The following is a 22,817-nucleotide window of genomic DNA, read 5'->3' as shown; positions in this document are numbered from 1 at the left end:
CCAAGAGGGGAGAAGACGACGATGGCTAAGGTTGCACTGGTGACGGGCGGGTCCCGTGGCATCGGGGAGGCGATTTCGAAGGGTTTGCAGGCGGCCGGCTACACCGTGGCGGCAAGCTATGCCGGCAATGACGAGGCGGCGGCCAAGTTCACCGCCGAGACCGGCATCAAGACCTATAAATGGGACGTCTCGGACTATGACGCCTGCGTCGCGGGGATCGCCAAGGTCGAGGCCGAACTCGGGCCGGTCGACGTGCTCGTCAACAATGCCGGCATCACCCGCGACGGCATGTTCCACAAGATGACCAAGGAACAGTGGGACGCGGTCATCAACACCAACCTCAACTCGCTCTTCAACATGACCCGCCCGGTCTGGGAGGGCATGCGCGCCCGCAAGTTCGGCCGCGTCATCTGCATTTCGTCGATCAACGGCCAGAAGGGCCAGATGGGCCAGGTCAACTATTCCGCCGCCAAGGCCGGCGACATCGGCTTCGTCAAGGCGCTGGCGCAGGAGGGCGCGCGGGCCGGCATCACGGTGAATGCGATCTGCCCCGGCTATATCGCGACCGAGATGGTCAAGGCGATCGATCCGGCCGTGATCGAGAAGTCGATCCTGCCGCATATCCCGGTCGGGCGCCTCGGCGAACCCGGCGAGATCGCGCGGGCGGTGGTGTTCCTGGCCAGCGATGATGCCGGCTTCATCACCGGCTCGACGCTCTCCGCCAATGGCGGCCAGTACCTGGCTTAGGGTCGATCAGCAGCCCCGAGGCGAGAAGGGCGGAGCCGGTCGGCTCCGCCCTTTTTTCATTCTGCGGGGCCTCCTGTCAGCGCCGCGCTTCCTTCGGCAGCATGAAGGTGAGCAGGCCGAATGCCGGCAGCCAGGCGCAGAGCCAAAAGACCTGGATGATGCCGATCCTGTCGGCGAGCGCGCCGAGCGCGGCGGCAGCGAGGCCGCCGAGGCCGAAGGCGAGGCCGTAGAACAGCCCGCCGACCAGGCCGACGCGGTGCGGCACCAGGTCGATCGCGTAGATCAGGATCGCCGAAAAGGCACTCGCCATGATGAAGCTGATGATCACGCTGAGGATCGCGGTCCAGAGGAGATCGGCATAGGGCAAAGCGAGCGCGAAGGGCAGGCAGCCGAGGATCGAGAGCCAGATCACGCGATGGCGGCCGATGCGGTCGCCGATCATGCCGCCGATGATCACGCCGACGGCGCCGACGACGAGATAGAGGAAGAGCAGGATCTGCGAGAGCTGCAGCGAGACCTGGAAACGCTCGATCAGATAGAAGGTGTAGTAGGAGGTGAAGGAGGCCGTATAGGCGTTCTTCGAGAACAGGATGACGATCAGCACCGCCATGGCGAGCAGGACCTTGCCGCGCGACATGCCGTGCGAGGCGACATCGTCGGCATGCGCCTTGGACGCGACCTGCTCCTTGCGGAAGGCGGAATAGCGCGAGCCGATCCAGGCCATCAGCAGCATGGCGACCAGCACGATGCCGGAGAACCAGGACAGGCTCTGCTGGCCGTTCGGCACGACCACGGCGGCGGCGAGCAAGGGGCCGATCGCATAGCCGGCATGGCCGCCGACCTGGAAGACGCCCTGCGCCAGCCCCTGCCGGCCCGCCGCGGCATGGCGGGCCATGCGGGTCGCCTCGGGATGGAACACGGCCGAACCGGTGCCGACCAGGGCGGCGGCGACCAGCACCATGCCGTAGCTATGGGCGAAGGCGAGCGAAAGCAGGCCGGCCAAGGTCGCGCCCATGCCGGCGACCATCGCATAGGGCCAGGGCTTCTTGTCGGTGACATAGCCGAGAAGCGGCTGCAGCAGCGAGGACGTCACCTGGAAGGCGAGTGTGATCAGGCCGATCTGCACGAAGTCGAGCTGATACGTCTCTTTGATCAGCGGGTAGACCGCCGGGATCATCGACTGGATCAAGTCGTTGAGCAGATGGGCGACGCTGAGCGCCGCCAGGACCGGCATCAGAGGGCGGGCGGCGGTCGGCAAAGGGAGTGTGGTCATGGCGCACGCATGCGCCCGCGCGCGAGCGCGGTCAATCGCCGCACGCCGCGCAGATTGCATGGCGGCTATCGCACATGTGCGCGTCGAAGGCGCGTCAGGGCGATGCCAGCAATTGCGCCGCGAGCGCTTCGCCGGCTGCGAGGATATGGGCTTCCAGCGCCTGGGCGGCGGGCTCGATCCGCCTCGCCGCCAGTTCGGCGAGGATGTGCCGGTGTTCGGCTTCCGAGCGCGGCTGCCAGTCTAGGCCCTGCCAGGTCGCGAACAGGAAGCGTGCGCTCGTCCGCTGCAGGTCCTCGATCGTCGCCAGCAGGCGCGGCAGGCCGCAAGGCGCGGTGATGGCGTGATGGAAGCGCCGATTGGCTGCCTCCCAGATCAAGGCCGCATCGCTGGCCTCCGCTTCGGCGATGGCTGCCGCGGCCGCCTCCAGATCGGCTGCGGCGAGCTTCGGGAAGCCGCGGCGTAGCGCGAGAGCTTCGAGTGCGGCGCGCATCGCCGTCACCTCCAGCACCAAGCCCGGTTCCAGCGGGGCGACGCGCACGCCGCGGCGCGGCTCGCTGACGAGCAGGCCCTGCGCCTCCAGCGTGCGGAAGGCCTCGCGCACCGGCACGTGGCTGGCGCCGAACTCGGCCGCGACATGGTCCTGCCGCACGGCGGTTCCCGGTGCCAGTGCTCCGGTGAGGATGCGCTGCGCCAGGCTTCTGGCGATGCGGCTGGTCAGCGAGGCGCCAGCCTCGCTTTCGTCTTGAAAGCTCATGGCACACATGTTTTCATAGATAATATATGGAATGAGGTTTCACGATGACACGCTCTCGTCCAGCCCGCCTGCATCATATCGCCGGAATCGGCGTCGACCGCATGGGATCGATCGCCGACGCCTCCGGCAAGGATTTCCTACGGCTGGAGAATCTCGACACCGACATCCTGCCGGACCCCGAGGCGATCGCGCGCACGGTGCACGCCGCGACCGAGGATGCCGACAACAGCTACCTTCCCTTCATCGGCCAGGCGCGCCTGCGCGATATCGCAGCCCGCCACGTCTCGGCGATCTCCGGGGTGAGCTATAGCGGTGAGCGCAACTGCGTGATCTCGGCCGGCGGCCTCTCCGGCATCCTCAACGTCCTATTGGCGACGATCGAGGTCGGCGACGAGGTGATCGTCACCGATCCGACCTATGCCGGGCTGATCAACCGGGTGCGGCTTGCAGGCGGGGTGCCGCGCTTCGTGCCCTTCAGCTTCGAGCCTGGTGGCGAGTGGCGGCTCGATCGCACGGCGCTGCGCGCCAGCATCGGGCCGAAGACCACGGCGATGCTGCTGATGTCGCCCTCGATGCCCTCCGGCGGCTGCCTGGACGCCGCCGACTGGGCCGTCGTCGCCGAACTCTGTGTCGCGCATGACCTGTTGCTGATCGTCGATACCGCGATGGAGCGGCTGGTCTTCGACAGCCGGCCGGTGCTGCATCCAGCCGGACTGCCGGGCATGGCGGAGCGGACGATCACGGTCGGCTCTTCGGCCAAGGAACTGCGGATGATTGGCTGGCGCGTCGGCTGGATCGTCGCCCCGGATGCCTTCATGCCGGATCTCGTCGCCGTCTCGCTCGCCAATGTCGTGGTGCCGGTCGGCATCGGCCAGGACGCGGTCGCGACTGCGCTGGAGAATTCGGCGACGACGCTGGCGCCTTATGTCGACGAACTGCAGGCTCGGCGCGATTGCGTGCTCGAGGAGCTGCGCGGCCTGCCGGTCGGCGTCCCCGGCGGCGGCTGGTCGCTGCTGCTGCGCGTCTCGGATTTCGGGCTGGACGGTGCGGCCATGTCGGAGCGGCTGCTGGAGCAGGGCGTTTGCGCCACCGCCATGGCCGGCTGGGGCGAGACTCATGGCGGCCAGTATATCCGTTTCGTCTACGCCAACGAGCCGACCCGGCGCCTGCGCGCGCTCGGCGCCCGCGTTCGCGCGGCTCTCGGTCTGTGAAGGGGCGAGGTGATGGCGGAGTGGCGCAAGACGCGGCCGGAGCTTGCGGACGCGATCGTCTGCGACGGGCTGCTGCCCTGGGCGAAAGCTTTCCTGCCGCCTGGGGCAAGGCTCGGCGAGCAGCTGGCGCGCTTTCGGGCGCAGGGCTGCGACCACATCTCGCTCACTGCGGCCGCCGGGGCGGACGGGCCGGTGGAGGCGGCGGCCCGGCTCGGCTTCCTGCGCCGCGAGATCGCGGCGGCGGGCGACTGGCTGACGATCGCCGTGGACGCGGCCTCGATCAGGCAGGCGAAAGCGCAGGGGCGGCTCTCGGTCTCCTTCCATTTCCAGTCGGCGACGCCGTTCGCGCCCGATCTCGATCTGGTCGAGGCCTTCCGCGCCGCCGGCATCGACCGCGCCATCCTGGCCTATAACGAGGCCAATCCCTTCGCCGACGGCTGCCACGAGCCGCGCAATGGCGGGCTTTCAACGCTGGGGCGGCGGCTGATCGCGCGCATGGACGCCTGCGGCATGCGCGTCGACCTCAGTCATTGCGGGGTGCGGACGAGCCTCGATGCGCTGGAGCTCGACCTCGCCGCGCCGCCGATCTTCTCCCATTCCAATGCGCGCGCGCTGTTCGACCACGAGCGCAACATTAGCGACGAGCAGATCAGGGCCTGCGCCGTCCGAGGCGGCTATATCGGCGTCAACGGCGTCGGCATGTTCCTCGGCGTGGCCGGGCCGCAGATTCCCCAGGCGATGGCGCGGCACCTTGCGCATATCGCTATGCTCGCCGGACCTGACCGGATCGGCCTCGGGCTCGACTTCATGTTCCTCGCAGGCAGCGACTACGGATTCTACCATGCCGCGAAGGGTCGCTGGCCGCGCGGCTATCCGGAGCCGCCCTGGGATTTCTTCCAGCCCGAGCAGTTCGGCGATCTCGTGGCTGCGCTGGAAGCGGAAGGCTTCGGGGCAGAGGAGATCCGGGGTATTCTCGGTGAGAACTATCTGCGGCTTGCGCTTCCCAGCTGAGGCGGATTTCGCGATAGCGCCATGTCGGGGCGGGTGCCGCCTGTCCAGCTCCTCGGCATGACCGTCGTGATCGGAGGCGTCTTCGTGCTGGCGATCGCGGCGGCGCGGGGATGGCTGGGGCGAGACGTATGGCGCGCAAATATATCCGCTTCGCCTGTAGCGGCCCGTTCAGGCGACGGCGACGCCGAAGCGGCGGCGGTAATCGGCCGGGGCGAGCCCGGTGATGCGCTGGAACAGCTTGCGGAAGGCCGAGGCGTCCTCGTAGCCGACATCCCAGGCGATCTGCGCCACCGGACGGCGGCTCAGTTCCAGTGCCTCGCGCGCCTTGGCGATGCGGATCTGCTGGGCATATTCGGTCGGGCGCAGTCCTGTCGCCTTGCGGAAGCGGCGCAGGAAGGTGCGTTCCTCCAGCCCGGCCCGCTTCGCCAGCGCCGGCACGTCGTGGTCCCTGGCCCCGCTCGCCTGCAGCCAGTGCTGCACTTTGAGGATCGCCGCGTCGCCATGGTCGAGCCGCGGCACGAAATGGCCATAGGGCTGCTGCGTGCGTCCGGGCGGATCGACCAGCAGGAAGCGTGCGGTCTCCAGCATCACGCTCGGTCCGAGCAGGCGCTCGACCAGCGTCAGGCCGAGATCGGTCCAGGCCAGGATGCCGCCAGCGGTGATGAGGTCGCCATCGTCGATCACCATGCGGTCGGTATCGACCTTCGCGGCCGGAAAGCGCGCTGCCAGCTCCTTGGCGAAGGCCCAATGCGTTGTCGCCTCGCGGCCTTCCAGCAGGCCGGCCTCGCCGAGCAGGAAGGCGCCGGCGCAGACCGAGCACAGTGTCGCACCCTCGCCATGGCGCTCGGCCAGCCAGCTGGTGAGACCGTTCATCGGCTGCATCCTCGCCGGCATGATCAGGCTTGGCGGCGCGATCAGATGGCTGGGATCGTGCAATGGGCCGGGATGGCTGTCGAAGACGCATTCCACACCGGCGCCGTCCGCCGCCTGGCGCCAATGGCTGACGCGGATGACGGGCGCATCCGGTCCGCCGCGCTCTTGGCTCATCTCGCCGGCGATCCGGAACAGGTCGGTCAGGCCGTAGACGGCCGCGAGCTGCACATCCGGATAGAGCAGGAGCCCGATCTCTGCGACAATCTGCTTGCCTGTCGTCATGTTGTCAGTTTTGCCTCGTTGATTGTCGCTTCCGCCAAGCGGCAGCATGCAACGCCCCGCCTATAACCGTCCACATCGAAGGGCGACGATCCGGCCGCCCGGAAAGCCGAAGGAGAAGGCAGATGAGCACGATCACCACCAAGGACGGTACCGAGATCTTCTACAAGGACTGGGGCCCGAAGGAGGCGCAGCCGATCGTCTTCCACCATGGCTGGCCGCTCAGCGCCGACGACTGGGACAACCAGATGCTGTTCTTCCTGCATCAGGGCTTCCGGGTGATCGCGCATGACCGCCGCGGCCATGGCCGCTCCAGCCAGACCGCGACCGGCAACGAGATGGACACCTATGCCGCCGATGTCGCCGAGCTCGCCGCGCATCTGAACCTCAAGAACGCCGTCCATATCGGCCATTCCACCGGCGGTGGCGAGGTCGCTCATTATGTCGCCCGCGCCGAGCCCGGCCGCGTTGCCAAGGCGGTGCTGATCGGCGCGGTGCCGCCTGTCATGGTCAAGTCCGAGAAGAATCCGGGCGGCCTGCCGATCGAGGTTTTCGACGGCTTCCGCGCTGCGCTCGTCGCCAACCGCGCTCAGTTCTATGTCGATATCCCGACCGGCCCGTTCTACGGCTTCAACCGTGAGGGCGCCAAGGTTTCGCAGGGCGTCATCGACAACTGGTGGCGGCAGGGCATGATGGGCGGCGCCAAGGCGCATTACGACTGCATCAAGGCCTTCTCGGAGACCGACTTCACCGAGGACCTGAAGGCGATCGAAGTGCCGGTGCTGGTGATGCATGGCGACGACGACCAGATCGTCCCCTATGCCGACTCCGCTCCGCTGTCGGTCAAGCTGCTGAAGAACGGCACGCTGAAGACCTATGCCGGCCTGCCGCACGGCATGTGCACCACCCATCCCGACGTGATCAACGCCGACCTGCTCGCCTTCATCAAGGGCTGAGGCGGGGCGGGGGGCTGAGCTTTCAGCCTCCACCTGCCCCCATCAAACTGCCGGTCGGCCGCTGCGGCGGCTGATCGGCGGCTTTTTGCATAGGAATCGGGTCCCGGCTTTGTCGTGAAGACCGAACGGGCTGGCGGGGACGCGGCGCAACCCTTAACGGGTCTCCAGTCGTCACGCCGAAGCTCGTTCCCATGACCTCCCATACCGCCACCGCAACCGGCGCCATTGCCATCCTGCTCTGGTCGACTTTGGCGCTGTTCACCGCCATGTCCGGGCGGGTGCCGCCCTTCCAGCTCGTCGGCATGACCTTCGTCATCGGCGGCGTGCTCGTGCTGGCGATCGCGGCGCTGCGGGGGCGCCTGCATCTGGCGCGGCCGACCCCGGCCTCCTTCCTGCTCGGGCTCTACGGGCCGTTCGGCGACACCGCGCTCTACTATGCCGCGGTGAAGACGGCTCCGGCGGCCGAAGCCAACCTGATCCATTATCTCTGGCCGCTGCTGATCGTGCTGTTCGCGGCGCTTCTGCCGGGCGGGGGGCTCAGGGCCCGCCATTTGGTCGGGGCGCTGATCGGCCTCGTCGCCACCGCACTGCTGATTTCCGGCAGCCTCGGCTCGGGCGGCGCCGGCATCCGGCTCGGCCACGTGCTGGCGGCGCTCGGTGCCTTCGTCTGGGCGAGCTATTCGGTGCTGTCGCGGCGCTTCGCCGGGGTGCCGTCGGAGAGCCTGGCCATCACCATGCTCGGCTGCGCGATCCCTGCCTTCGCCTGCCATGTTGCCTTCGAGGCGACCTTGTGGACGCCAAACGCCGTCGAATGGGGCGGCGTGCTCGGCCTCGGTCTCGGCTCGATCGGGCTCGCCTTCATCTGCTGGGATATCGGCATGAAGAAGGGCGACGTCGCTTTCCTCGGCGTCGCCTCCTATGCGGCGCCGGTGCTCTCGACCGTTGTCCTGGTCATCGCCGGCTATGCGGCCGCGAGCTGGCTGCTGGCCATCTCCTGCGTGCTGATCGTCGTCGGCGCGCTGGTCGCGAGCTTCGGGCCAGCGGGACGAAGCACCGAGCCGCAGGCCGCCGGCGGCTAGGTCAGGTGTCGAGAATCCGCGTCTCGTAGGCGTAGACCGTGCGGAAGCCCAGCCGCTTGTACATCTCGAAGGCGAGGCCGTTGCTCTGGTCGACCTGGAGATAGGCTTGGCTGCAGCCCTGCGCTGCCGCCCAGCCCATCAGCCCGAGCATCATCTGCTTGCCTAGGCCCTTGCCGCGCAAGGCTTCGTCGACGATCACCGCGCCGATCTCGGCCATGCCGCGCTCGGCCACGCTCATCGCATAGGCGGCCGGGCGCCCCTCATGCAGCAGCGTCGCGAAGGCGGCGGGCACGCGTACGCCGGAGACGATCGCGGCGAGATGCTCGCGGTTGCGCTTCGCGCCGGTCTGGTGAGCGCAGACGCCATCGATCCAGGCATCCTCCGCCTGTGCGGTCGTCAGCATGCCAGGGGCAGGCGGATGCAGATTGGGATCGAGTTCGGCGACCATGCCGAAGGAGGCGGTCTCGATGCGATAGCCGCGCTCCGCGAAGCGTCGGCGGGCGCTCTCGGCGACCAGCGGGGTGAAGCGGATGCGCGGCGGCAGGCCGGCCTGGCGATAGAGACCCTCGACGAAGGCCAGCGTCGTCTCGTCCATGTCGCCGTCCTCGCGCAGCGAGGAGGCCGAGTTGGCGCGGCCGGAATAGCCGTTGGCGAAACGCACCACCCATTGGTCGACGACGAGCGTCGTCGGCGCCGGCCAGGCATTGACGATGCGGGTCTCGCAGGCGCTGACCAGCGCCGTATCGATGACAGTTTTGTCCATGGTCAGCCTCCGGCCGGGCGCGGCGTCGACCGCCAGTCCGGCGGGGCCATCTCGAAGCCGGAAAAGGCGAAGCCCGGCGCGACCGTGCAGCCGACCAGCGTCCAGGCGCCGAGCGAGGTCGCGCTCTGCCAGTGCCCGGCCGGCACGACGATCTGCGGGCGCTGGCCGGTCGCAAGGTCCTTGCCGAGATGGTGGGCCGAGGCGTCGTGGCCGTTGGGCGAGAGCGTGATGACCATCGGGGCGCCGGCATAGTGGTGCCAGATCTCGGCGGCATCCACGCGGTGCCATTCCGAGGTCTCGCCGACATCGAGCAGATAGTAGATCGCGGTCGAGAAGCCGCGGCCCTCCGGCCCGGCGGGATCGCGGAAGGTCTCGCGATAGTGCCCGCCCTCGGGATGGGGCTTCAGCTCCAGCAGGCGGATGACCTCGGCGGCGCTGAGGCCGCTCAACGTGTTCATCTGGCGTCAGAACCTGTTCTCAAAATTTGTTCTTGGCCTCGCGCAGCGCGGCGAAGACCTCGCCCGCCGGCTTGCCGACGATGCCGAGCGTCGCAGCGAGCGCCGGCTCCTCGGCGCGGAAGAAGGGGTTGGTCGCCCGCTCCTCGCCGATCGTGGTCACCGCCCAGAAGCGTCCCTCGGCCTTCGCCGCCTCGGCCTCGGCGAGGCGAGCGGCAACGGCGGCGTTGCTCGGGTCCATGGCCGCGGCGAAGCGGGCATTCGAGAGCGTGTAGTCATGGCCGGTGATCAGCGTGGTCGCGTCCGGCAGCGTCATGATGCGCGAGAGCGAGGTCCACATCGCTTCCATCTTGCCGGGCATGACGCGGCCGCAGCCCATGACGAAGACGACATCGCCGACGAGGGCGAGCTTGGCGCTTTCGCCGATGAAGCTGACATGCCCGTCGGCATGGCCGGGCGTCGCCCAGGTCTCGAAGTCGTAGCCGCCGACCGAGACGCGGTCGCCTTCGCCGAGGACGACATCGACGGGCGCGCCGGCGCGCGCGGCTTCCGGTGCGAACACCTTGGCGCCGGTCGCCTGCTTCAGCGCGGCGACGCCCTGGACGTGGTCGGCGTGCTCATGCGTGACCAGCACCTGGCTGATCGACCAGCCCCTGGCCTTGGCGGCGGCGAGCACCTCGTTCGCATCGGGAACATCGATGGTGGCGCAGGTGCCGGTGGCGGGGTCGCGCAGCAGCGCGCCGGCATTGTCGCTGAGCGTGCGGAAGACATGGATGTCGAGCGGCATGGGAAGCTCCGGCAGTCGGCAACAAGCAGTCGGCAATCGGAGAATCCGAGCCGGCGCGGATCGAGGCGGCAACCTATCAAGTCAGGCTGGGGACTGCCTACTGCCGATTGCCGACTGCCGTCTACCCTTGCACTCCCGGCCCCGCTGAGCCATCTCCGTCGGCATGGCCCTGGATGTCGTCGACCTGCGCAGCTTCTACGCCAGCCCGCTCGGGCATGTGGCGCGGCGGACCGTCGGCCGGGTCATGCTGAGGCTCTGGCCGGATTGCCGGCGCCAGCGCTTGCTGGGGCTGGGCTTCGCGACGCCCTATCTGCCGCTGCTCGGCGGCGAGGCCGAGCGGGTGATCGCCTTCATGCCGGCGGCGCAGGGCGTGGTGAACTGGCCTTCGCCCGGGCTTTCCGCTTCCGCTCTGGTCGAGCCGACCCTGCTGCCGCTCCCGACCGCCTCGGTCGACCGGGTGCTGCTGGTCCACGCGCTGGAGGAGACCGAAAGCCCCGAGGATCTGCTGGAAGAGATCTCGCGGGTGCTGAGCCCGGGCGGGCGGCTGATCGTCGTCGTGCCGAACCGGCGCGGCCTGTGGGCGCGGATGGATACGACGCCCTTCGGCCATGGCCGGCCGTTCAGCCGGTCGCAGATCGAGGCCTTGATGCGCCGGGCCATGTTCTCGCCCGAGCACTGGGCCGAGGCGCTCTATGTGCCGCCGCTGCGCCGGCGCCTGTTCATGCGCTCGGCCATGGCCTGGGAGAAGGTCGGCGGCGGGCTGTCGCTGCCCTTCGCCGGCGTCTACGTCATCGACGCGACCAAGCAGTTCTACCGGCGCGCGCCCTTGCGGGCGACGCGGCGCAGCTTCGCCTTCCGGCCGGTCCTGCTGCCGCAGGGCCACTCCTCAGGTCGGCTGCCGCGGCAGGATGAGGCGAATATGCCGGCGGGTTGACAATTTCGCCGGGGCGCGGCCAAGGTCCGCCGCCTTTTTGACCGTTCCGTCGCCGCGACCCCTGGCGGCCGATGCTGCCGCCTCTTCCGTGGGAAAGCGGGACCTGATCTGGATGTCGATGCGAAGCTATCTCGATTTCGAAAAGCCGGTTGCCGAATTGGAGGCGAAGGCTGATGAACTGCGTGCGCTCGACGGCAAGGGCGACGGCTATTCGCTCGCCGAGGAGGTCGGCAAGCTCGAAGCCAAGGCCTCGCAGGCGCTGAAGGACCTGTATGGCGCCCTGACGCCCTGGCAGAAGACGCTGGTGGCGCGCCATCCGCAGCGACCGCATTTCCTCGACTACTGCTCTGCCCTGATCGACGAGTTCACGCCGATGGCGGGCGACCGTGCCTTCGGCGAGGACGAGGCGATCGTCGGCGGCTTCGGCCGCTTCCGCGGCGAGCCGGTGTGCGTGATCGGCCAGGAGAAGGGCAACTCGACCGAGACCCGCATCAAGCACAATTTCGGCATGCCCAAGCCCGAAGGCTACCGTAAGGCTGTGCGCCTGATGGAACTGGCCGATCGCTTCGGCCTGCCGGTGCTGAGCTTCATCGACACCGCCGGCGCCTATCCCGGCATCGAGGCCGAGGAGCGCGGCCAGGCCGAGGCGATCGCGCGCTCGACCGAGACCTGCCTTGCCCTGCGCACGCCGAGCGTCGCGCTGGTGATCGGCGAGGGCGGCTCGGGCGGGGCGATCGCGATCGCTGCCGCGAGCAGGGTGCTGATGCTCGAGCATGCGATCTATTCGGTGATCTCGCCGGAAGGCGCTGCCTCGATCCTCTGGCGCGACACGGCGCGTGCCCAGGATGCCGCGACCGGCATGAAGATCACCGCCCAGGATCTGCTGCGCTTCGGTGTGATCGACAGGATCGTCACCGAGCCGACCGGCGGCGCCCACCGCGATCCCCAGGGCGCGATCGAGCGGGCCGGCGCGGCGATCGAGGCGGCGCTGTCCGAATTCGCCGGGCTCGGTGCCGACGAGATCGTCGATCGGCGGGCACAGAAATACCTGGCGATCGGCCGGGCGCTGTAGCCCTGCCGATTGTGCGCAAGCGGGCGTTCGGCCCGGCGGGCGCTTTACCGCGGCTTCGCCATATGGCCATCTGCGAGCCTCCTGTGGTAAGGGACGGTCAAGGCTAACGATCCTGCAACCAATCGACGGGCATAATTTGGCCGCGTTGTCTGAGGCATTGTCGGCTTTGACGCGTCTGCGCGAAATGGGATTGACGACGTGGCTGTGAGACATTTCGCGCTGGCGGCGCTCCTTGGCCTCAGTTTGGCAGCCTGCGAAGAGGACCGCTATCGCGGCTCCGCGCGCCACAACATCCCGATTCCGTCGGCGACCTACACGCTGATGTCCGAGAAGGGCATGAGCAAGAGCCAGCCCATCGTGATTCGCTCCTACAAGAAGGAGTCGGAGCTCGAGGTCTGGAAGAAGCGCGCGGACGGCAAATACGCGCTGCTGAAGACCTATCCGATGTGCCGCTGGTCCGGCCAGCTCGGCCCGAAGGTGCGGGAGGGCGACCGCATGGCGCCCGAGGGTTTCTACGCCATCAGCCCGGCGCAGATGAACCCTAACTCGTCGTTCTACGTCTCGTTCAACATGGGCTATCCCAACGCCTATGACAGGGCGCATGGCCGCACCGGCGCGCATCTCATGGTGCATGGCGCCTGCTCCTCGGCCGGCTGCTATTCGATGACCGACGACCAGATCGGCGAGATCTACGCGCTGGTCCGCGAGGCCCAGAATGGCGGGCAGCGCGCCGTTCAGATGCAGGCTTATCCCTTCCGGATGACGCCGGAGAACCTCGCCAAGCACCGGCTCGATCCGAATATAGCCTTCTGGAAGAACCTGAAGGAAGGCTCGGATTATTTCGAGGTTGCCAAGGACGAGCCTTCGGTTTCGGTCGTTGGTGGGCGCTACGCCTTTAACCGCGACGGCGTCCAGGTCGACCCCTCGTTGACGCAGGCGATCGCGCAGAAGCGCCAGCAGGACGAGATCCAGGTCGCGGCGCTGGTGTCCAAGGGCACCCCCGCAGTCAAGCTGATCTATGACGATGGCGACCAGCATTCCTCGTTCAAGCGTCAGCTTGCCCAGTCCGGCGCTGATTCCCTGAACAGGTCGGTGGCCTGGGGCTCGCGTGATGTCGGCATCAGCCGCGTCGATTCGCTGATCGGCCCGCGCGTCGTCGTGCTCGACGACAAGGGCCGCACCAAGGCGACCGTGCGGGCCGAATCGGCTGATAACGACGCTGTGCTCGCCGCGGTCAGCAGCGCGCAGATGGAGGACGCCAAGCCTGTCGTCGCCGCTGCCGCACCGACCAGGCCTGCGTCCGTGCAACCCGCCGCCAAGCCGGCAAGCGATGCAGCGGCGCAGGTCGCCAAGGCGAACCCGGGCGAGGCCACCGCTGCTCCGATCCAGACGGCTTCGGCCGCACCGGCGCAGCCCTCCTTCTATCAGCGCGCGCTGAGCTTCGTACCGCTGCTCGGCAGCTCCTCCGAGCCTAAGGAGCAGTCGCCGGTCGCCTCGACCGTGCCAGAGGCCCCGCAGACGGTGACCGTGCCGCTGCCGCCGCGGCGTGCCTCGACCCTGCGGACCTCGCAGCTCCAGCAGCCCGATGCCGCCTATGCGAACCAGCCTGCGACTCGCTGAGCGGTCTGCAAATCATCTGATGTAAAAAAGTCACGCCCGCGGTCAGCAATGGCCGCGGGCGCTTTTCTGGGCGCGGAATGCGCCGAAACCGACAGATTTGCCTATTGATGCGGCAGTCTGCCAAAAAGCTCGCCTTGCCGATATTGCGGCTGCGAAGGCCTAATCATGGCGAATGCATGACTGGAGTCGTGCAGGGATCTCGATGGAGTTCGCGATGGCTGCCTTGAAGACTTCCGGCTTGCTGACGGGCTTTGCGCTTTCGATGGCGCTGACGGTTTCGGGCGCGGCGCTCGCCTCCGACCTGCCGAGCAAGAAGGGCGCTCCGCCCCCGCCGGTGGCCCCGAGCATCACCTGGTTCGACATCGCCGTCAGCGTGAAGGGCATGACGGACTACAATTTCCGCGGCATCTCGCAGACTGACCGCAAGCCGGCGATCCAGGGCGGCGCCGAGCTGCAGTTCTACGACAACCTGGTCTATGCCGGCGTCTATGCCTCAAATGTCGACCTGGCGACGCGTCCGCCGGCCGAGATCGACTTCTACGCCGGTATCCGTCCGAAATTCGGTCCGGTCACCGTCGATGTCGGCGTCTGGCAGTACTATTATCCCAGCGAGAAGCAGTTCATCGATACGGCCGGCGTGTACTGGACGCCGCGGAACACCGACTACACCGAGGTTTACGGGAAGGTCAGCTACAATTTCGAGGACAAGCTGATCCTCGGTGCCAACGTCTTCTACGCCTGGGACTGGCTCGGCACCGGCGCGAGCGGCACCTATGCCTCGGTGACGGCGAAGTACAACCTGCCCTTCCTGGAAGGCCTCTCGGTCTCCGGCGAGTTCGGCCATTACTGGCTCGGAACGACCAATCTGGCGATCTGGTCGACTGTGCCGCCGACCAACCTGCCCGACTACGCCTACTGGAACGCCGGTGTCTCCTACACCTGGAAGAACCTGACGGCGGATGTGCGCTATCACGACACCAACCTGTCGAAGACCGAATGCTTCGCGCTGACGGCCGATCCGCGCGGGGTCAACTCGGGTTCGGGGCGCTCGAAATGGTGCGCCCCGACTGTGGTGGCGACGCTCTCCTTCGACATCACGGCCAGCAGCGTCGGCATCTTCGCGCCGAAGTGAGGGCCTCAGGGCACGTGCCGATCAGATTGCTTTAATCTGATCGGCACGTGCCCTAGCCGCATGCACTGCTTCAGGGCCGCTCGCGAGAGCGGCCCTTTTTCATGCCGGTTGCGGCGACGCTATCGCGCCAGCGAGGCCTTCATGTAGTTGCGCGGCGCAGTGCCCAGCCGCCGCCTGAACATGGTCGTGAACGCCGCGACATTGTCATAGCCCGCCAGCATGGCGGCTTGCGTGACCGGCATGCCTTCCGCCAGCCGAGGCAGGCAGGCGAACAGGCTGGCCTGCTGGCGCCAGGCGACGAAGCTGAGGCCGGTCTCACGCTGGAAGAGCCGGGTGAAGGTCCGCCGACTCATCGCGAGCTTCGCAGCCCAATCGTCAAGACGCTCATTGACCGAGGGCGCGGCCATATAGGCGCGGCAGAGGGCAGCGAGACGCCTGTCGGCGGGGATGGGCAGGCCGAGCGGCCGGATCGGCAGCGCGGCGATCTCGGCCGTCAGCAGCTCGAGGACGAGGGCGAGCTTGCGATGGCCCGGCGGCATGTCGCGCAGGCGGATCGCCTCGACGATCAGCGCATGGGCGAGATCGGTGACGCCGAGCACCTGCAGCATGCGCTCCGCCAGGTCGTCATCTCCGGTCAGGAGATAGACCGACTTGATGCTGACATCGCTCAGCATCTCCACCGCGTGCTGCAGCCGGGCGGGGATGAGCAGGCCATGGCCCGGCGGGATCATCCAGCTGCCACGCTCGGTGTTGATCTGGACCACGCCGGAGAAGGCGCAGAGAAGCTGGATCTGGCGATGGCTGTGCAGCGGGATCGTATAGCCGGCGGGATTGTCGGAGACGCGGACCAGAACATCGCCGTCGGCGTCGGCAACCGTGCCGTGGATATGGCGATGGTCGGAATGGAGGGCCTCGACCTGTGGCTGCGGCAGCTTTCTCATCGAATGGCCCGAACACGAAGCAATTAGACCGAATCACGAAAGCAGGTCACGGGCAAGCCTTGTAGAAGGAGCGCCGCTGAAGGTCCGCATGCGGGGAATGGCGCCATGGTTGCAACGGTCGAGGGGAGCCAGCCCCGTTTCGAGAAGACGACGATCTCCGTCCTGCTGGCGGTGAGCTTCTGCCATCTCCTGAACGACGTCATGCAGTCGCTGCTGGCCTCGCTCTACCCGCTGTTCAAGGCCAATTACGCGCTGGATTTCATCCAGATCGGCCTCTTGACCATGGCCTTCCAGGTCACGGCCTCGCTGCTGCAGCCGGTCGTCGGCATGGTGACCGATCGCTGGCCGATGCCCTATTCGGCGCCGGCCGGCATGGCCTCGACCTTCGGTGGCCTGATCCTGCTCGGGAATGCCCATAATTTCGCGGCTCTGATCATCGCGGCCTGCCTGATCGGCCTGGGCTCGGCGATCTTCCATCCGGAGGCGTCGCGGATCGCGCGGCTCGCCTCCGGCGGGCGGCACGGCCTGGCGCAGTCGCTGTTCCAGGTCGGCGGCAATCTCGGCTCGGCGCTGGGGCCGCTGCTGGCAGCTTTCGTCGTCCTGCCATTCGGCCAGGGCAGCGTCGCCTGGCTCTCGGTCATCGCCATGGCCGGCGTCGTCGTCCTGACCCGGGTCGGGTCCTGGTACGCGGCCCATCGCCGGGCGCAGGCCGGGCGTCCGCCGGCTAGCCGGACCCTGCCGCTGCCGGGCGGGCGCGTCGCCTTCGCGCTGTTCGTGCTGGTGCTGCTGACCGCGACCAAGAACGTCTACATGGCGAGCATCTCCAGCTACTTCACCTTCTACGTCATCGAGCAGTTCCAGCTCGGCTTCCGCGACGCGCAGTTGATGCTGTTCCTGTTCCTCGGCGCGGCGGCGGTCGGCACCTTCGTTGGCGGCCCGATCGGGGACCGTTTCGGCGCGCGCTTCGTAATCTGGTTCTCGATCCTCGGCGTCATCCCGTTCGCGCTGCTCTTGCCCTACGCCAACCTGGTCTGGACCGGCGTGCTGAGCGTGATGATCGGGCTGGTCTTCGCCTCGGCCTTCTCGGCAATCGTGGTGTTCGCGCAGGAGCTGGTGCCTGGCCGCGTCGGCCTGATCGCCGGCATGTTCTTCGGCTTCGCCTTCGGCGCGGGCGGGCTCGGCGCCGCCTTCCTCGGCGGCTTCGCCGACGCCTATGGCATCACCTTCGTCTACAAGGTCTGTTCCTATCTGCCGCTGCTCGGGCTCCTGACGATCCTGCTGCCACGGCTGCCCCGGCATGGTGCTGGCTGAGAGGGCCGTCACGTGGCAGGCTGCCGTTACCCGACGCCCGGAGCCTGGCCTTGTCCGATACAGCCATCGCTGCCGCAGCCAATGCGATCGCTACTGCGCGGCTGAGCCTGACGCCTCTGGCGCCGCCAGCTGCCGGAACCGCGCCACGAGACCTCGTGGAGGCCTATGCGGTGCGCGACGCAGTCCATGCGCGCCTTGCCGAAAGCCGTTTCGGTGCAAGGGTCGGCTGGAAGGTCGGCTGCACCACGCCGGTGATGCAGGCCTATCTCGGCATCGCCCATCCTTGCGCCGCCGGGCTCTTCGCCGGCACCACGCATCGCGGCGATGCCAGGCTTCGGCATGGCTGCTTCGTCAAGGCCGGAGTCGAGTGCGAGATCGCGGTGCGGCTGGCGGGCGATCTGACGGAAGGGCCTTTCACGGCCGAGAGCGTCCGCAGCGCGGTCGGAGCGGTGATGGCGGCGATCGAGATCGTCGACGACCGGTATGTCGACTGGCAGGGAACGGGCACGCCGATGCTGGTCGCTGACGATTTCTTCGCCGCCGGTGCCGTGCTCGGCCGCGAGCATGACCCGGCCGCGCTACCTCACCTCGCGACGTTGCGCGGGCGGGTCCTTATCGACGGGATCGAAGCCGGTGCCGGTGTCGGCGCCGACGTGCTCGGCCATCCCTATGCGGCATTGGCATGGCTGGCGGAGCACGCCAGCGAGCGCGGGATGCCACTGCGGGCCGGCGAGACTGTCCTGCTTGGCAGCCTCGTCCGAACGCAGTGGGTCAGTGCCGGTGCCAGCGTCCGGATCGAAATCGATGCGCTCGGCGCGGTCGAGGCCGATTTCGCCTGACATTCGCGCCGGCGTATCGCGCCGGCGCTGCGGTCAGACGAACTGGCCGTGGCAGTGTTTGAACTTCTTGCCGGAACCGCAGGGGCAGAGCTCGTTGCGGCCGACCTTGCCCCAGCTCGCGGGATCGGCCGGGTTGCGCTCGGCCACGGCGAGGTCGCCATCGGTGGCTGCGAACTGCGGCTGGCCGGCGAAGAAACCGGCGGGCGGCGGGGGCAGGGCATCGCTGCCGCCCTGGCCGAAGCCCTGACCGTCTTCCGGCGGCTGGTCGAAGCGGACCTCGACGCGCATCAGATTGCCGGTGACCTGCTCGCGCAGGCGGCCGATCAAGCTGTCGAAGAGCTCGAAGGCTTCCTGCTTGTACTCGTTCAGCGGGTCGCGCTGGGCATAACCGCGCCAGCCGATGACCTGGCGCAGATGGTCGAGCGTGACCAGGTGCTCGCGCCAGAGATGGTCGAGCGTCTGCAGCAGCACCTGCTTCTCGATATAGGTCATCACCTCGTCGGTGTTGCGCTCGATGCGCGCCGTATAGTCGTCGTCGGCGATCTTGCGGATGCGCTCGCGCAGCTCCGCGTCGGCGATGCCCTCTTCCTTGGCCCAGTCCTCGATCGGCAGTTCGAGGTTGAGATAGGTCGCGACGTCCTCGCGCAGGCCGGCGGCATCCCATTGTTCGGGATAGGCGTCCTCGGGGATGCGGCGCGAGACGGTGTCCTCGACGACGCCATGGCGCATGTCGTCGATGGTTTCGCGCACGCTTGCCGCGCGCATGAAGTCGCGGCGCTGCTCGAACACGACCTTGCGCTGGTCGTTCATGACGTCGTCGTATTTCAGGATGTTCTTGCGGATGTCGAAATTGCGCGCCTCGACCTTGCCCTGCGCCTTCTCGACCGCCTTGTTGATCCAGGGATGGACGATGGCCTCGTCCTCCTGCAGGCCGAGCTTCTGCAGCATGCCGTCCATCCGGTCGGAGCCGAAGATGCGCATCAGGTCGTCCTGCAGCGACAGGAAGAACTTGGAGCGGCCGGGGTCGCCCTGGCGGCCGCCGCGGCCGCGCAGCTGATTGTCGATGCGCCGGCTCTCATGGCGCTCGGTGCCGATGATGTAGAGACCACCGGGGCGGGTCATGGTCTTGGCCGGGCGCGAGCCCTTGGCCGGCTCGAGCTCGATCGTCTCGGAGGCGTTGAGCACGATCTCCTTGAAGCGGGCGACCTCGGCTTCGATCTCCACGATCTTGGCCTGCTTCTCCGGCCCCTCTTCCATGCCGGCCGTCTCGATCGAGACGCGCATCTCGACGTTGCCGCCGAGTTTGATGTCGGTGCCGCGGCCGGCCATGTTGGTGGCGATGGTGATGGCGCCGGGGACGCCGGCCTCGGCGACGATGAAGGCCTCCTGCTCGTGGAAGCGGGCGTTCAGCACGGCGAACTGCTTGGTGCTCTTGCCGGTACGGGCGGCGGAGTAAAGGCTGTCGAGCGCGTTAGGCTGGCTGAAGTCGATCTGCTTGAAGCCGGCAGCAACCAGCATCTCGGCGATCTGCTCGGATTTCTCGATCGAGGCGGTGCCGACGAGCACCGGCTGCAGGCGCTCGCTGGCGCGCTCCAGCTCCTTGATGATCGATTTCACCTTCTCCGGGAAGCTGCGATAGACCTCGTCGTCGTCGTCGATACGGGCGACCGGGACATTGGTCGGAATCTCGACCACTTCGAGCTTGTAGATCTGCTCGAACTCGTCGGCCTCGGTGCCGGCGGTTCCGGTCATGCCGGCGAGCTTCTTGTAGAGGCGGAAATAGTTCTGGAAGGTGATCGAGGCGAGCGTCGCGTTCTCGGGCTGGACGGTGACGCCCTCCTTGGCCTCGAGCGCCTGGTGCAGGCCTTCCGAATAGCGCCGGCCGGGCATCATGCGGCCGGTGAACTCGTCGATGATCACCACCTCGTCGTTGCGGACGATGTAGTCCTTGTCGCGTGTGAACAGCGCATGGGCGCGCAGCGCCTGGTTGACGTGGTGGACCAGGGTGACGTTGACGGAGTCGTAGAGGTCGCCGTCCTTGAGCAGGCCGGCTTCGCGCAGCAGCTGCTCGATATGCTCGTTGCCGGCCTCGGTCAGCGCGACGGTGCGCTGCTTCTCGTCGACCTCGTAGTCACCCTTGACCAGGCCGGGCAGGACCTTGTCGATCGCGACATACAGGTCCGACTTGTCGTCGAGCGGGCCGGAGATGATCAGCGGCGTGCGGGCTTCGTCGATCAGGATCGAGTCGACCTCGTCGACGATCGCGAAATGGTGGCCGCGCTGGCTCATCTGCGCGACCTCGTATTTCATGTTGTCGCGCAGATAGTCGAAGCCGAACTCGTTGTTGGTGCCGTAGGTGATGTCGCTGGCATAGGCGCGCTGGCGCTCCTCGTCGTCGAGGCCGTGCACGATGATGCCGAAGCTGAGCCCGAGGAAGTTGTAGATCTTGCCCATCCACTCGGCGTCGCGGCGGGCGAGGTAGTCGTTGACTGTGACGACGTGGACGCCCTTGCCGGCAAGCGCATTCAGATAGACCGGCAGGGTCGCGACCAGGGTCTTGCCTTCGCCGGTCTTCATCTCGGCGATCGCGCCCTCGTGCAGCACCATGCCGCCGATCAGCTGGACGTCGAAATGGCGCTGGCCGAGCACGCGCTTGGCCGCCTCGCGCACGGTGGCGAAGGCCGGCACGAGCAGGTCGTCGAGCTTGGCGCCGTTGGCGAGCTGCTGCTTGAAGGTTTCGGTGCGGGCGCGAAGAGCCTCGTCGGAGAGCTGGGAGACCTCGGCTTCGAGCGCGTTGATCGCGTTGACGCGGGGTTGGTAGCCCTTCACCCGCCGATCGTTCGACGAGCCGAAGAGTTTCTTTGCGAGCGCGCCAAGCATGTCTGGCCTTTCAATGACGAATCCGGCCTGCGCAGACCGCGCGGCCGAAGCGGTAATCCATAGAATTCACGCGCGTGTTTAGACGGGCGCAGGCGCGTGGTCCAGCACGCGCTTATCCGCGCGCATGTAGGGTCCGGCGGGGCGTGTTCCAAGAGGCCTGGACTCTGGCGTCGCCGGCTGCAGCACAGTGAACCATGCTTGCCGGCTCGCGTTGATGTGCGAGGCGCCGTCTTGCCAATGCCGCGTTCTGCTGGCACTCAGCCGGCGAGATCGATCTTCGCGCCGTCCAGTCGAAAGGCCGCACCGATGTTGTCCTCCCGTCTCGCCTTGCTGTCGCTTGGCTTCGCGCTGGCCGCCGTGCCGGCCCTGGCTCAGCAGGACAAGCCCGTCGCCAAGGTCGACGGCATCACCATCACCGAAGGTGACATCAAGCTGGCCGAGGAGGATCTCGGCGAGCGTACCGCGCAGATGCCGGAGGAGCGCAAGCGCGAGGAAGTGATCAACTATCTGGTCGACCTCAAGCTCGGCGCCAAGGCTGCCGCCGCCGCCAAGGTCGGCGACGGGCCGGACTTCGCCAAGCGACTGGCCTATAACCGGGACAAGCTGCTGCTGGACGAATATCTGACGGTCGAGGCCAAGAAGGCGGCGACGCCCGAGGCGGCCAAGAAGCTGTTCGACGACACCGTCAAGGCGATGAAGCCCGAGGAAGAGGTCCACGCCCGTCACATCCTGGTGCCCGAGGAGGCGCAGGCCAAGGCGGCGCTGGAGCGGGTGAAGAAGGGCGAGGACTTCGCCAAGGTCGCGGCCGAGCTCTCCAAGGATCCCGGCTCGGGCAAGGAAGGCGGCGATCTCGGCTGGTTCGCCAAGGACCGGATGGTGCCGGAATTCGCCGAGGCCGCCTTCAAGCTCGAGAAGGGCCAGGTCTCCGAGCCGGTGAAGAGCCAGTTCGGCTGGCACGTCATCAAGCTCGAGGACAAGCGCACCAAGCCGCTGCCGAGCTTCGACGAGGTCAAGCCGCAGATCGACCAGTATCTGGTCCGCAAGGCGCAGCAGGACATCATCGTCGGGCTGCGCGACAAGGCCAAGGTCGAGCGCCTCGACAAGCCGGCCGCCCCGGCGACGCCCGCGACCCCGGCGGAGCCGAAGAAGCCCTGACATCCTGGCTCTCGGCCTGGTGCTTCAGATCAGATCGTCGACCGTGATCTTCAGCGCGTCGGCGATCTTCTTCATCGTTTGAAGCGTGCCCTCACGCTTGCCGGTTTCGATCTGCGACAGATAGGGCTGAGCGATGCCGGCCTTGTCGGCCAGCGCGCTTACGGACAGGCCGCGATGCTCGCGCCAGACGCGAACGCGGTTTTCGCCCGCGATGATGCGCCCGACCATGTCGGAGGGAAGGAGTTCCTCTTCTCCTGCCGCGAGGCGACGTTCGAATTGTGCGATGGCGCGCAGATCGGCCGCGTCCTCGGCTGCCTCGATAAGTCTCTCATAGGCTGCCCGTGACAAGGCGACATAAGGCTCGCCGTCGATCGTCAGCTGAAGATATTCTTTCATGACGGTCTGTCCTCAATCATACGCGGATCCCCTCGCCGCAACCTTTACGATCAGGATCACCGTTCCATCGTCGCGGAAGATGACCCGCCAATCGCCTACCCGAAGCCTGAAGTAGCCCTTGCTACCTTGCAGGGCCTTGACGTTGTTGGTCTGGGCTTTCGGGGCGGCCGCGTACTGAGCGATCTTGGCTCGGATCCGCGTCGCGGTATTGGCCGGCAGCCCGACCAGGGTCTTGAGCGCGTCCCTGCTGTAGTTGATCTGCCTCACGTGTGATCTATAGCAATATGCTATAAGACTGTCGATAGGGCGGCCTTGCCTTCTACCCTCCGCTGCGGCACATCGGGCCAAC

22 protein-coding genes are annotated in these 22,817 nt (G+C 67.2%); 12 read left to right on the top strand and 10 right to left on the bottom strand.

Annotated features, from left to right (window positions below):
- Positions 1 to 21: 21 nt before the first annotated feature.
- Complete coding sequence (phbB, locus tag BMZ21_RS20125; protein WP_091838185.1) at positions 22 to 747, top strand: acetoacetyl-CoA reductase; 726 nt, start codon at positions 22 to 24, stop codon at positions 745 to 747.
- A 76-nt stretch (positions 748 to 823) separates the two neighbouring features.
- Here the strand turns inward: phbB and BMZ21_RS20120 are convergent, their stop codons facing one another.
- Both BMZ21_RS20120 and BMZ21_RS20115 read right to left on the bottom strand, forming a co-directional pair.
- On the bottom strand, positions 824 to 2,020 hold the full coding sequence (locus BMZ21_RS20120) for an MFS transporter (protein WP_091838183.1): 1,197 nt from the start codon (positions 2,018 to 2,020) through the stop codon (positions 824 to 826).
- Between the two features lie 94 nt (positions 2,021 to 2,114).
- Positions 2,115 to 2,774, bottom strand: coding sequence for a GntR family transcriptional regulator (locus BMZ21_RS20115; protein WP_091838181.1), 660 nt, complete (start codon positions 2,772 to 2,774; stop codon positions 2,115 to 2,117).
- A 44-nt stretch (positions 2,775 to 2,818) separates the two neighbouring features.
- Between BMZ21_RS20115 and BMZ21_RS20110 the strand changes: the two genes are divergently transcribed.
- Together BMZ21_RS20110 and BMZ21_RS20105 are read left to right on the top strand one after the other, a co-directional pair.
- Positions 2,819 to 3,985 (top strand): pyridoxal phosphate-dependent aminotransferase, encoded by a 1,167-nt coding sequence (locus BMZ21_RS20110; RefSeq protein WP_091838178.1) that lies wholly within the window; start codon positions 2,819 to 2,821, stop codon positions 3,983 to 3,985.
- Positions 3,986 to 3,997: 12 nt separating this feature from the next.
- Positions 3,998 to 4,996: a dipeptidase gene (locus BMZ21_RS20105; RefSeq protein ID WP_091838176.1), complete on the top strand. Its 999-nt coding sequence runs from the start codon at positions 3,998 to 4,000 to the stop codon at positions 4,994 to 4,996.
- A 168-nt stretch (positions 4,997 to 5,164) separates the two neighbouring features.
- On the opposite strand, the gene BMZ21_RS20100 is transcribed toward BMZ21_RS20105, so the two are convergent.
- Positions 5,165 to 6,151, bottom strand: coding sequence for a GlxA family transcriptional regulator (locus BMZ21_RS20100; RefSeq protein ID WP_091838173.1), 987 nt, complete (start codon positions 6,149 to 6,151; stop codon positions 5,165 to 5,167).
- A gap of 122 nt (positions 6,152 to 6,273) precedes the next feature.
- Between BMZ21_RS20100 and BMZ21_RS20095 the strand changes: the two genes are divergently transcribed.
- Both BMZ21_RS20095 and yddG read left to right on the top strand, forming a co-directional pair.
- Positions 6,274 to 7,104, top strand: a complete 831-nt coding sequence (locus tag BMZ21_RS20095; RefSeq protein ID WP_091838171.1) for an alpha/beta fold hydrolase — start codon at positions 6,274 to 6,276, stop codon at positions 7,102 to 7,104.
- Positions 7,105 to 7,295: 191 nt separating this feature from the next.
- Positions 7,296 to 8,183 carry an aromatic amino acid exporter YddG gene (gene yddG / locus BMZ21_RS20090; protein WP_091838169.1) on the top strand — a complete coding sequence of 296 codons (888 nt, stop codon included), beginning with the start codon at positions 7,296 to 7,298 and terminating at the stop codon, positions 8,181 to 8,183.
- 1 nt (position 8,184) lies between these two features.
- On the opposite strand, the gene BMZ21_RS20085 is transcribed toward yddG, so the two are convergent.
- The 3 genes from BMZ21_RS20085 to gloB are packed head-to-tail and all read right to left on the bottom strand — an operon-like array spanning position 8,185 to position 10,188.
- Positions 8,185 to 8,946, bottom strand: a complete 762-nt coding sequence (locus BMZ21_RS20085; RefSeq protein WP_091838167.1) for a GNAT family N-acetyltransferase — start codon at positions 8,944 to 8,946, stop codon at positions 8,185 to 8,187.
- 2 nt (positions 8,947 to 8,948) lie between these two features.
- Positions 8,949 to 9,404, bottom strand: a complete 456-nt coding sequence (locus BMZ21_RS20080; RefSeq protein ID WP_091838164.1) for a cupin domain-containing protein — start codon at positions 9,402 to 9,404, stop codon at positions 8,949 to 8,951.
- Between the two features lie 19 nt (positions 9,405 to 9,423).
- Positions 9,424 to 10,188, bottom strand: a complete 765-nt coding sequence (gene gloB, locus BMZ21_RS20075) for a hydroxyacylglutathione hydrolase (protein WP_091838161.1) — start codon at positions 10,186 to 10,188, stop codon at positions 9,424 to 9,426.
- A 163-nt stretch (positions 10,189 to 10,351) separates the two neighbouring features.
- Between gloB and BMZ21_RS20070 the strand changes: the two genes are divergently transcribed.
- The 4 genes from BMZ21_RS20070 (at position 10,352) to BMZ21_RS20055 (ending at position 14,946) form a co-directional block, all read left to right on the top strand.
- A complete protein-coding gene (locus BMZ21_RS20070) occupies positions 10,352 to 11,122 on the top strand; it encodes a class I SAM-dependent methyltransferase (protein ID WP_091838158.1) in 771 nt (256 codons plus the stop codon).
- Positions 11,123 to 11,240: 118 nt separating this feature from the next.
- Positions 11,241 to 12,194, top strand: coding sequence for an acetyl-CoA carboxylase carboxyltransferase subunit alpha (locus tag BMZ21_RS20065; protein ID WP_199777497.1), 954 nt, complete (start codon positions 11,241 to 11,243; stop codon positions 12,192 to 12,194).
- A 198-nt stretch (positions 12,195 to 12,392) separates the two neighbouring features.
- Positions 12,393 to 13,814 (top strand): L,D-transpeptidase family protein, encoded by a 1,422-nt coding sequence (locus tag BMZ21_RS20060; protein ID WP_208862329.1) that lies wholly within the window; start codon positions 12,393 to 12,395, stop codon positions 13,812 to 13,814.
- A gap of 214 nt (positions 13,815 to 14,028) precedes the next feature.
- Entirely contained in the window at positions 14,029 to 14,946 is a 918-nt protein-coding gene (locus tag BMZ21_RS20055) for a TorF family putative porin (RefSeq protein ID WP_167561684.1), read from the top strand.
- A 119-nt stretch (positions 14,947 to 15,065) separates the two neighbouring features.
- On the opposite strand, the gene BMZ21_RS20050 is transcribed toward BMZ21_RS20055, so the two are convergent.
- Positions 15,066 to 15,887: an AraC family transcriptional regulator gene (locus tag BMZ21_RS20050; protein ID WP_091838151.1), complete on the bottom strand. Its 822-nt coding sequence runs from the start codon at positions 15,885 to 15,887 to the stop codon at positions 15,066 to 15,068.
- Positions 15,888 to 15,992: 105 nt separating this feature from the next.
- Here BMZ21_RS20050 and BMZ21_RS20045 point away from each other — a divergent pair, with 105 nt between their 5' ends.
- Both BMZ21_RS20045 and BMZ21_RS20040 read left to right on the top strand, forming a co-directional pair.
- A complete protein-coding gene (locus tag BMZ21_RS20045) occupies positions 15,993 to 17,198 on the top strand; it encodes an MFS transporter (RefSeq protein ID WP_091838148.1) in 1,206 nt (401 codons plus the stop codon).
- A gap of 50 nt (positions 17,199 to 17,248) precedes the next feature.
- Positions 17,249 to 18,037, top strand: coding sequence for a 2-keto-4-pentenoate hydratase (locus BMZ21_RS20040; protein ID WP_091838145.1), 789 nt, complete (start codon positions 17,249 to 17,251; stop codon positions 18,035 to 18,037).
- A 33-nt stretch (positions 18,038 to 18,070) separates the two neighbouring features.
- Here BMZ21_RS20040 and secA read toward each other — a convergent pair whose 3' ends face one another.
- On the bottom strand, positions 18,071 to 20,917 hold the full coding sequence (secA, locus tag BMZ21_RS20035; protein WP_091838143.1) for a preprotein translocase subunit SecA: 2,847 nt from the start codon (positions 20,915 to 20,917) through the stop codon (positions 18,071 to 18,073).
- Positions 20,918 to 21,223: 306 nt separating this feature from the next.
- Between secA and BMZ21_RS20030 the strand changes: the two genes are divergently transcribed.
- Positions 21,224 to 22,072: a peptidylprolyl isomerase gene (locus tag BMZ21_RS20030; protein ID WP_091838140.1), complete on the top strand. Its 849-nt coding sequence runs from the start codon at positions 21,224 to 21,226 to the stop codon at positions 22,070 to 22,072.
- Positions 22,073 to 22,096: 24 nt separating this feature from the next.
- Here BMZ21_RS20030 and BMZ21_RS20025 read toward each other — a convergent pair whose 3' ends face one another.
- Complete coding sequence (locus tag BMZ21_RS20025) at positions 22,097 to 22,468, bottom strand: helix-turn-helix domain-containing protein (RefSeq protein WP_091838138.1); 372 nt, start codon at positions 22,466 to 22,468, stop codon at positions 22,097 to 22,099.
- A 12-nt stretch (positions 22,469 to 22,480) separates the two neighbouring features.
- Entirely contained in the window at positions 22,481 to 22,735 is a 255-nt protein-coding gene (locus BMZ21_RS20020) for a type II toxin-antitoxin system RelE family toxin (protein ID WP_167561683.1), read from the bottom strand.
- Between the last annotated feature and the right edge of the window lie 82 nt (positions 22,736 to 22,817).

The sequence above is a fragment of the Allobosea lupini genome (genome assembly GCF_900109525.1).
GTDB classification, from domain to species: domain Bacteria; phylum Pseudomonadota; class Alphaproteobacteria; order Rhizobiales; family Beijerinckiaceae; genus Allobosea; species Allobosea lupini.
Note: the sequence above shows the minus strand (reverse complement) of the source record. Positions and strands in the feature narration are given on the sequence as shown.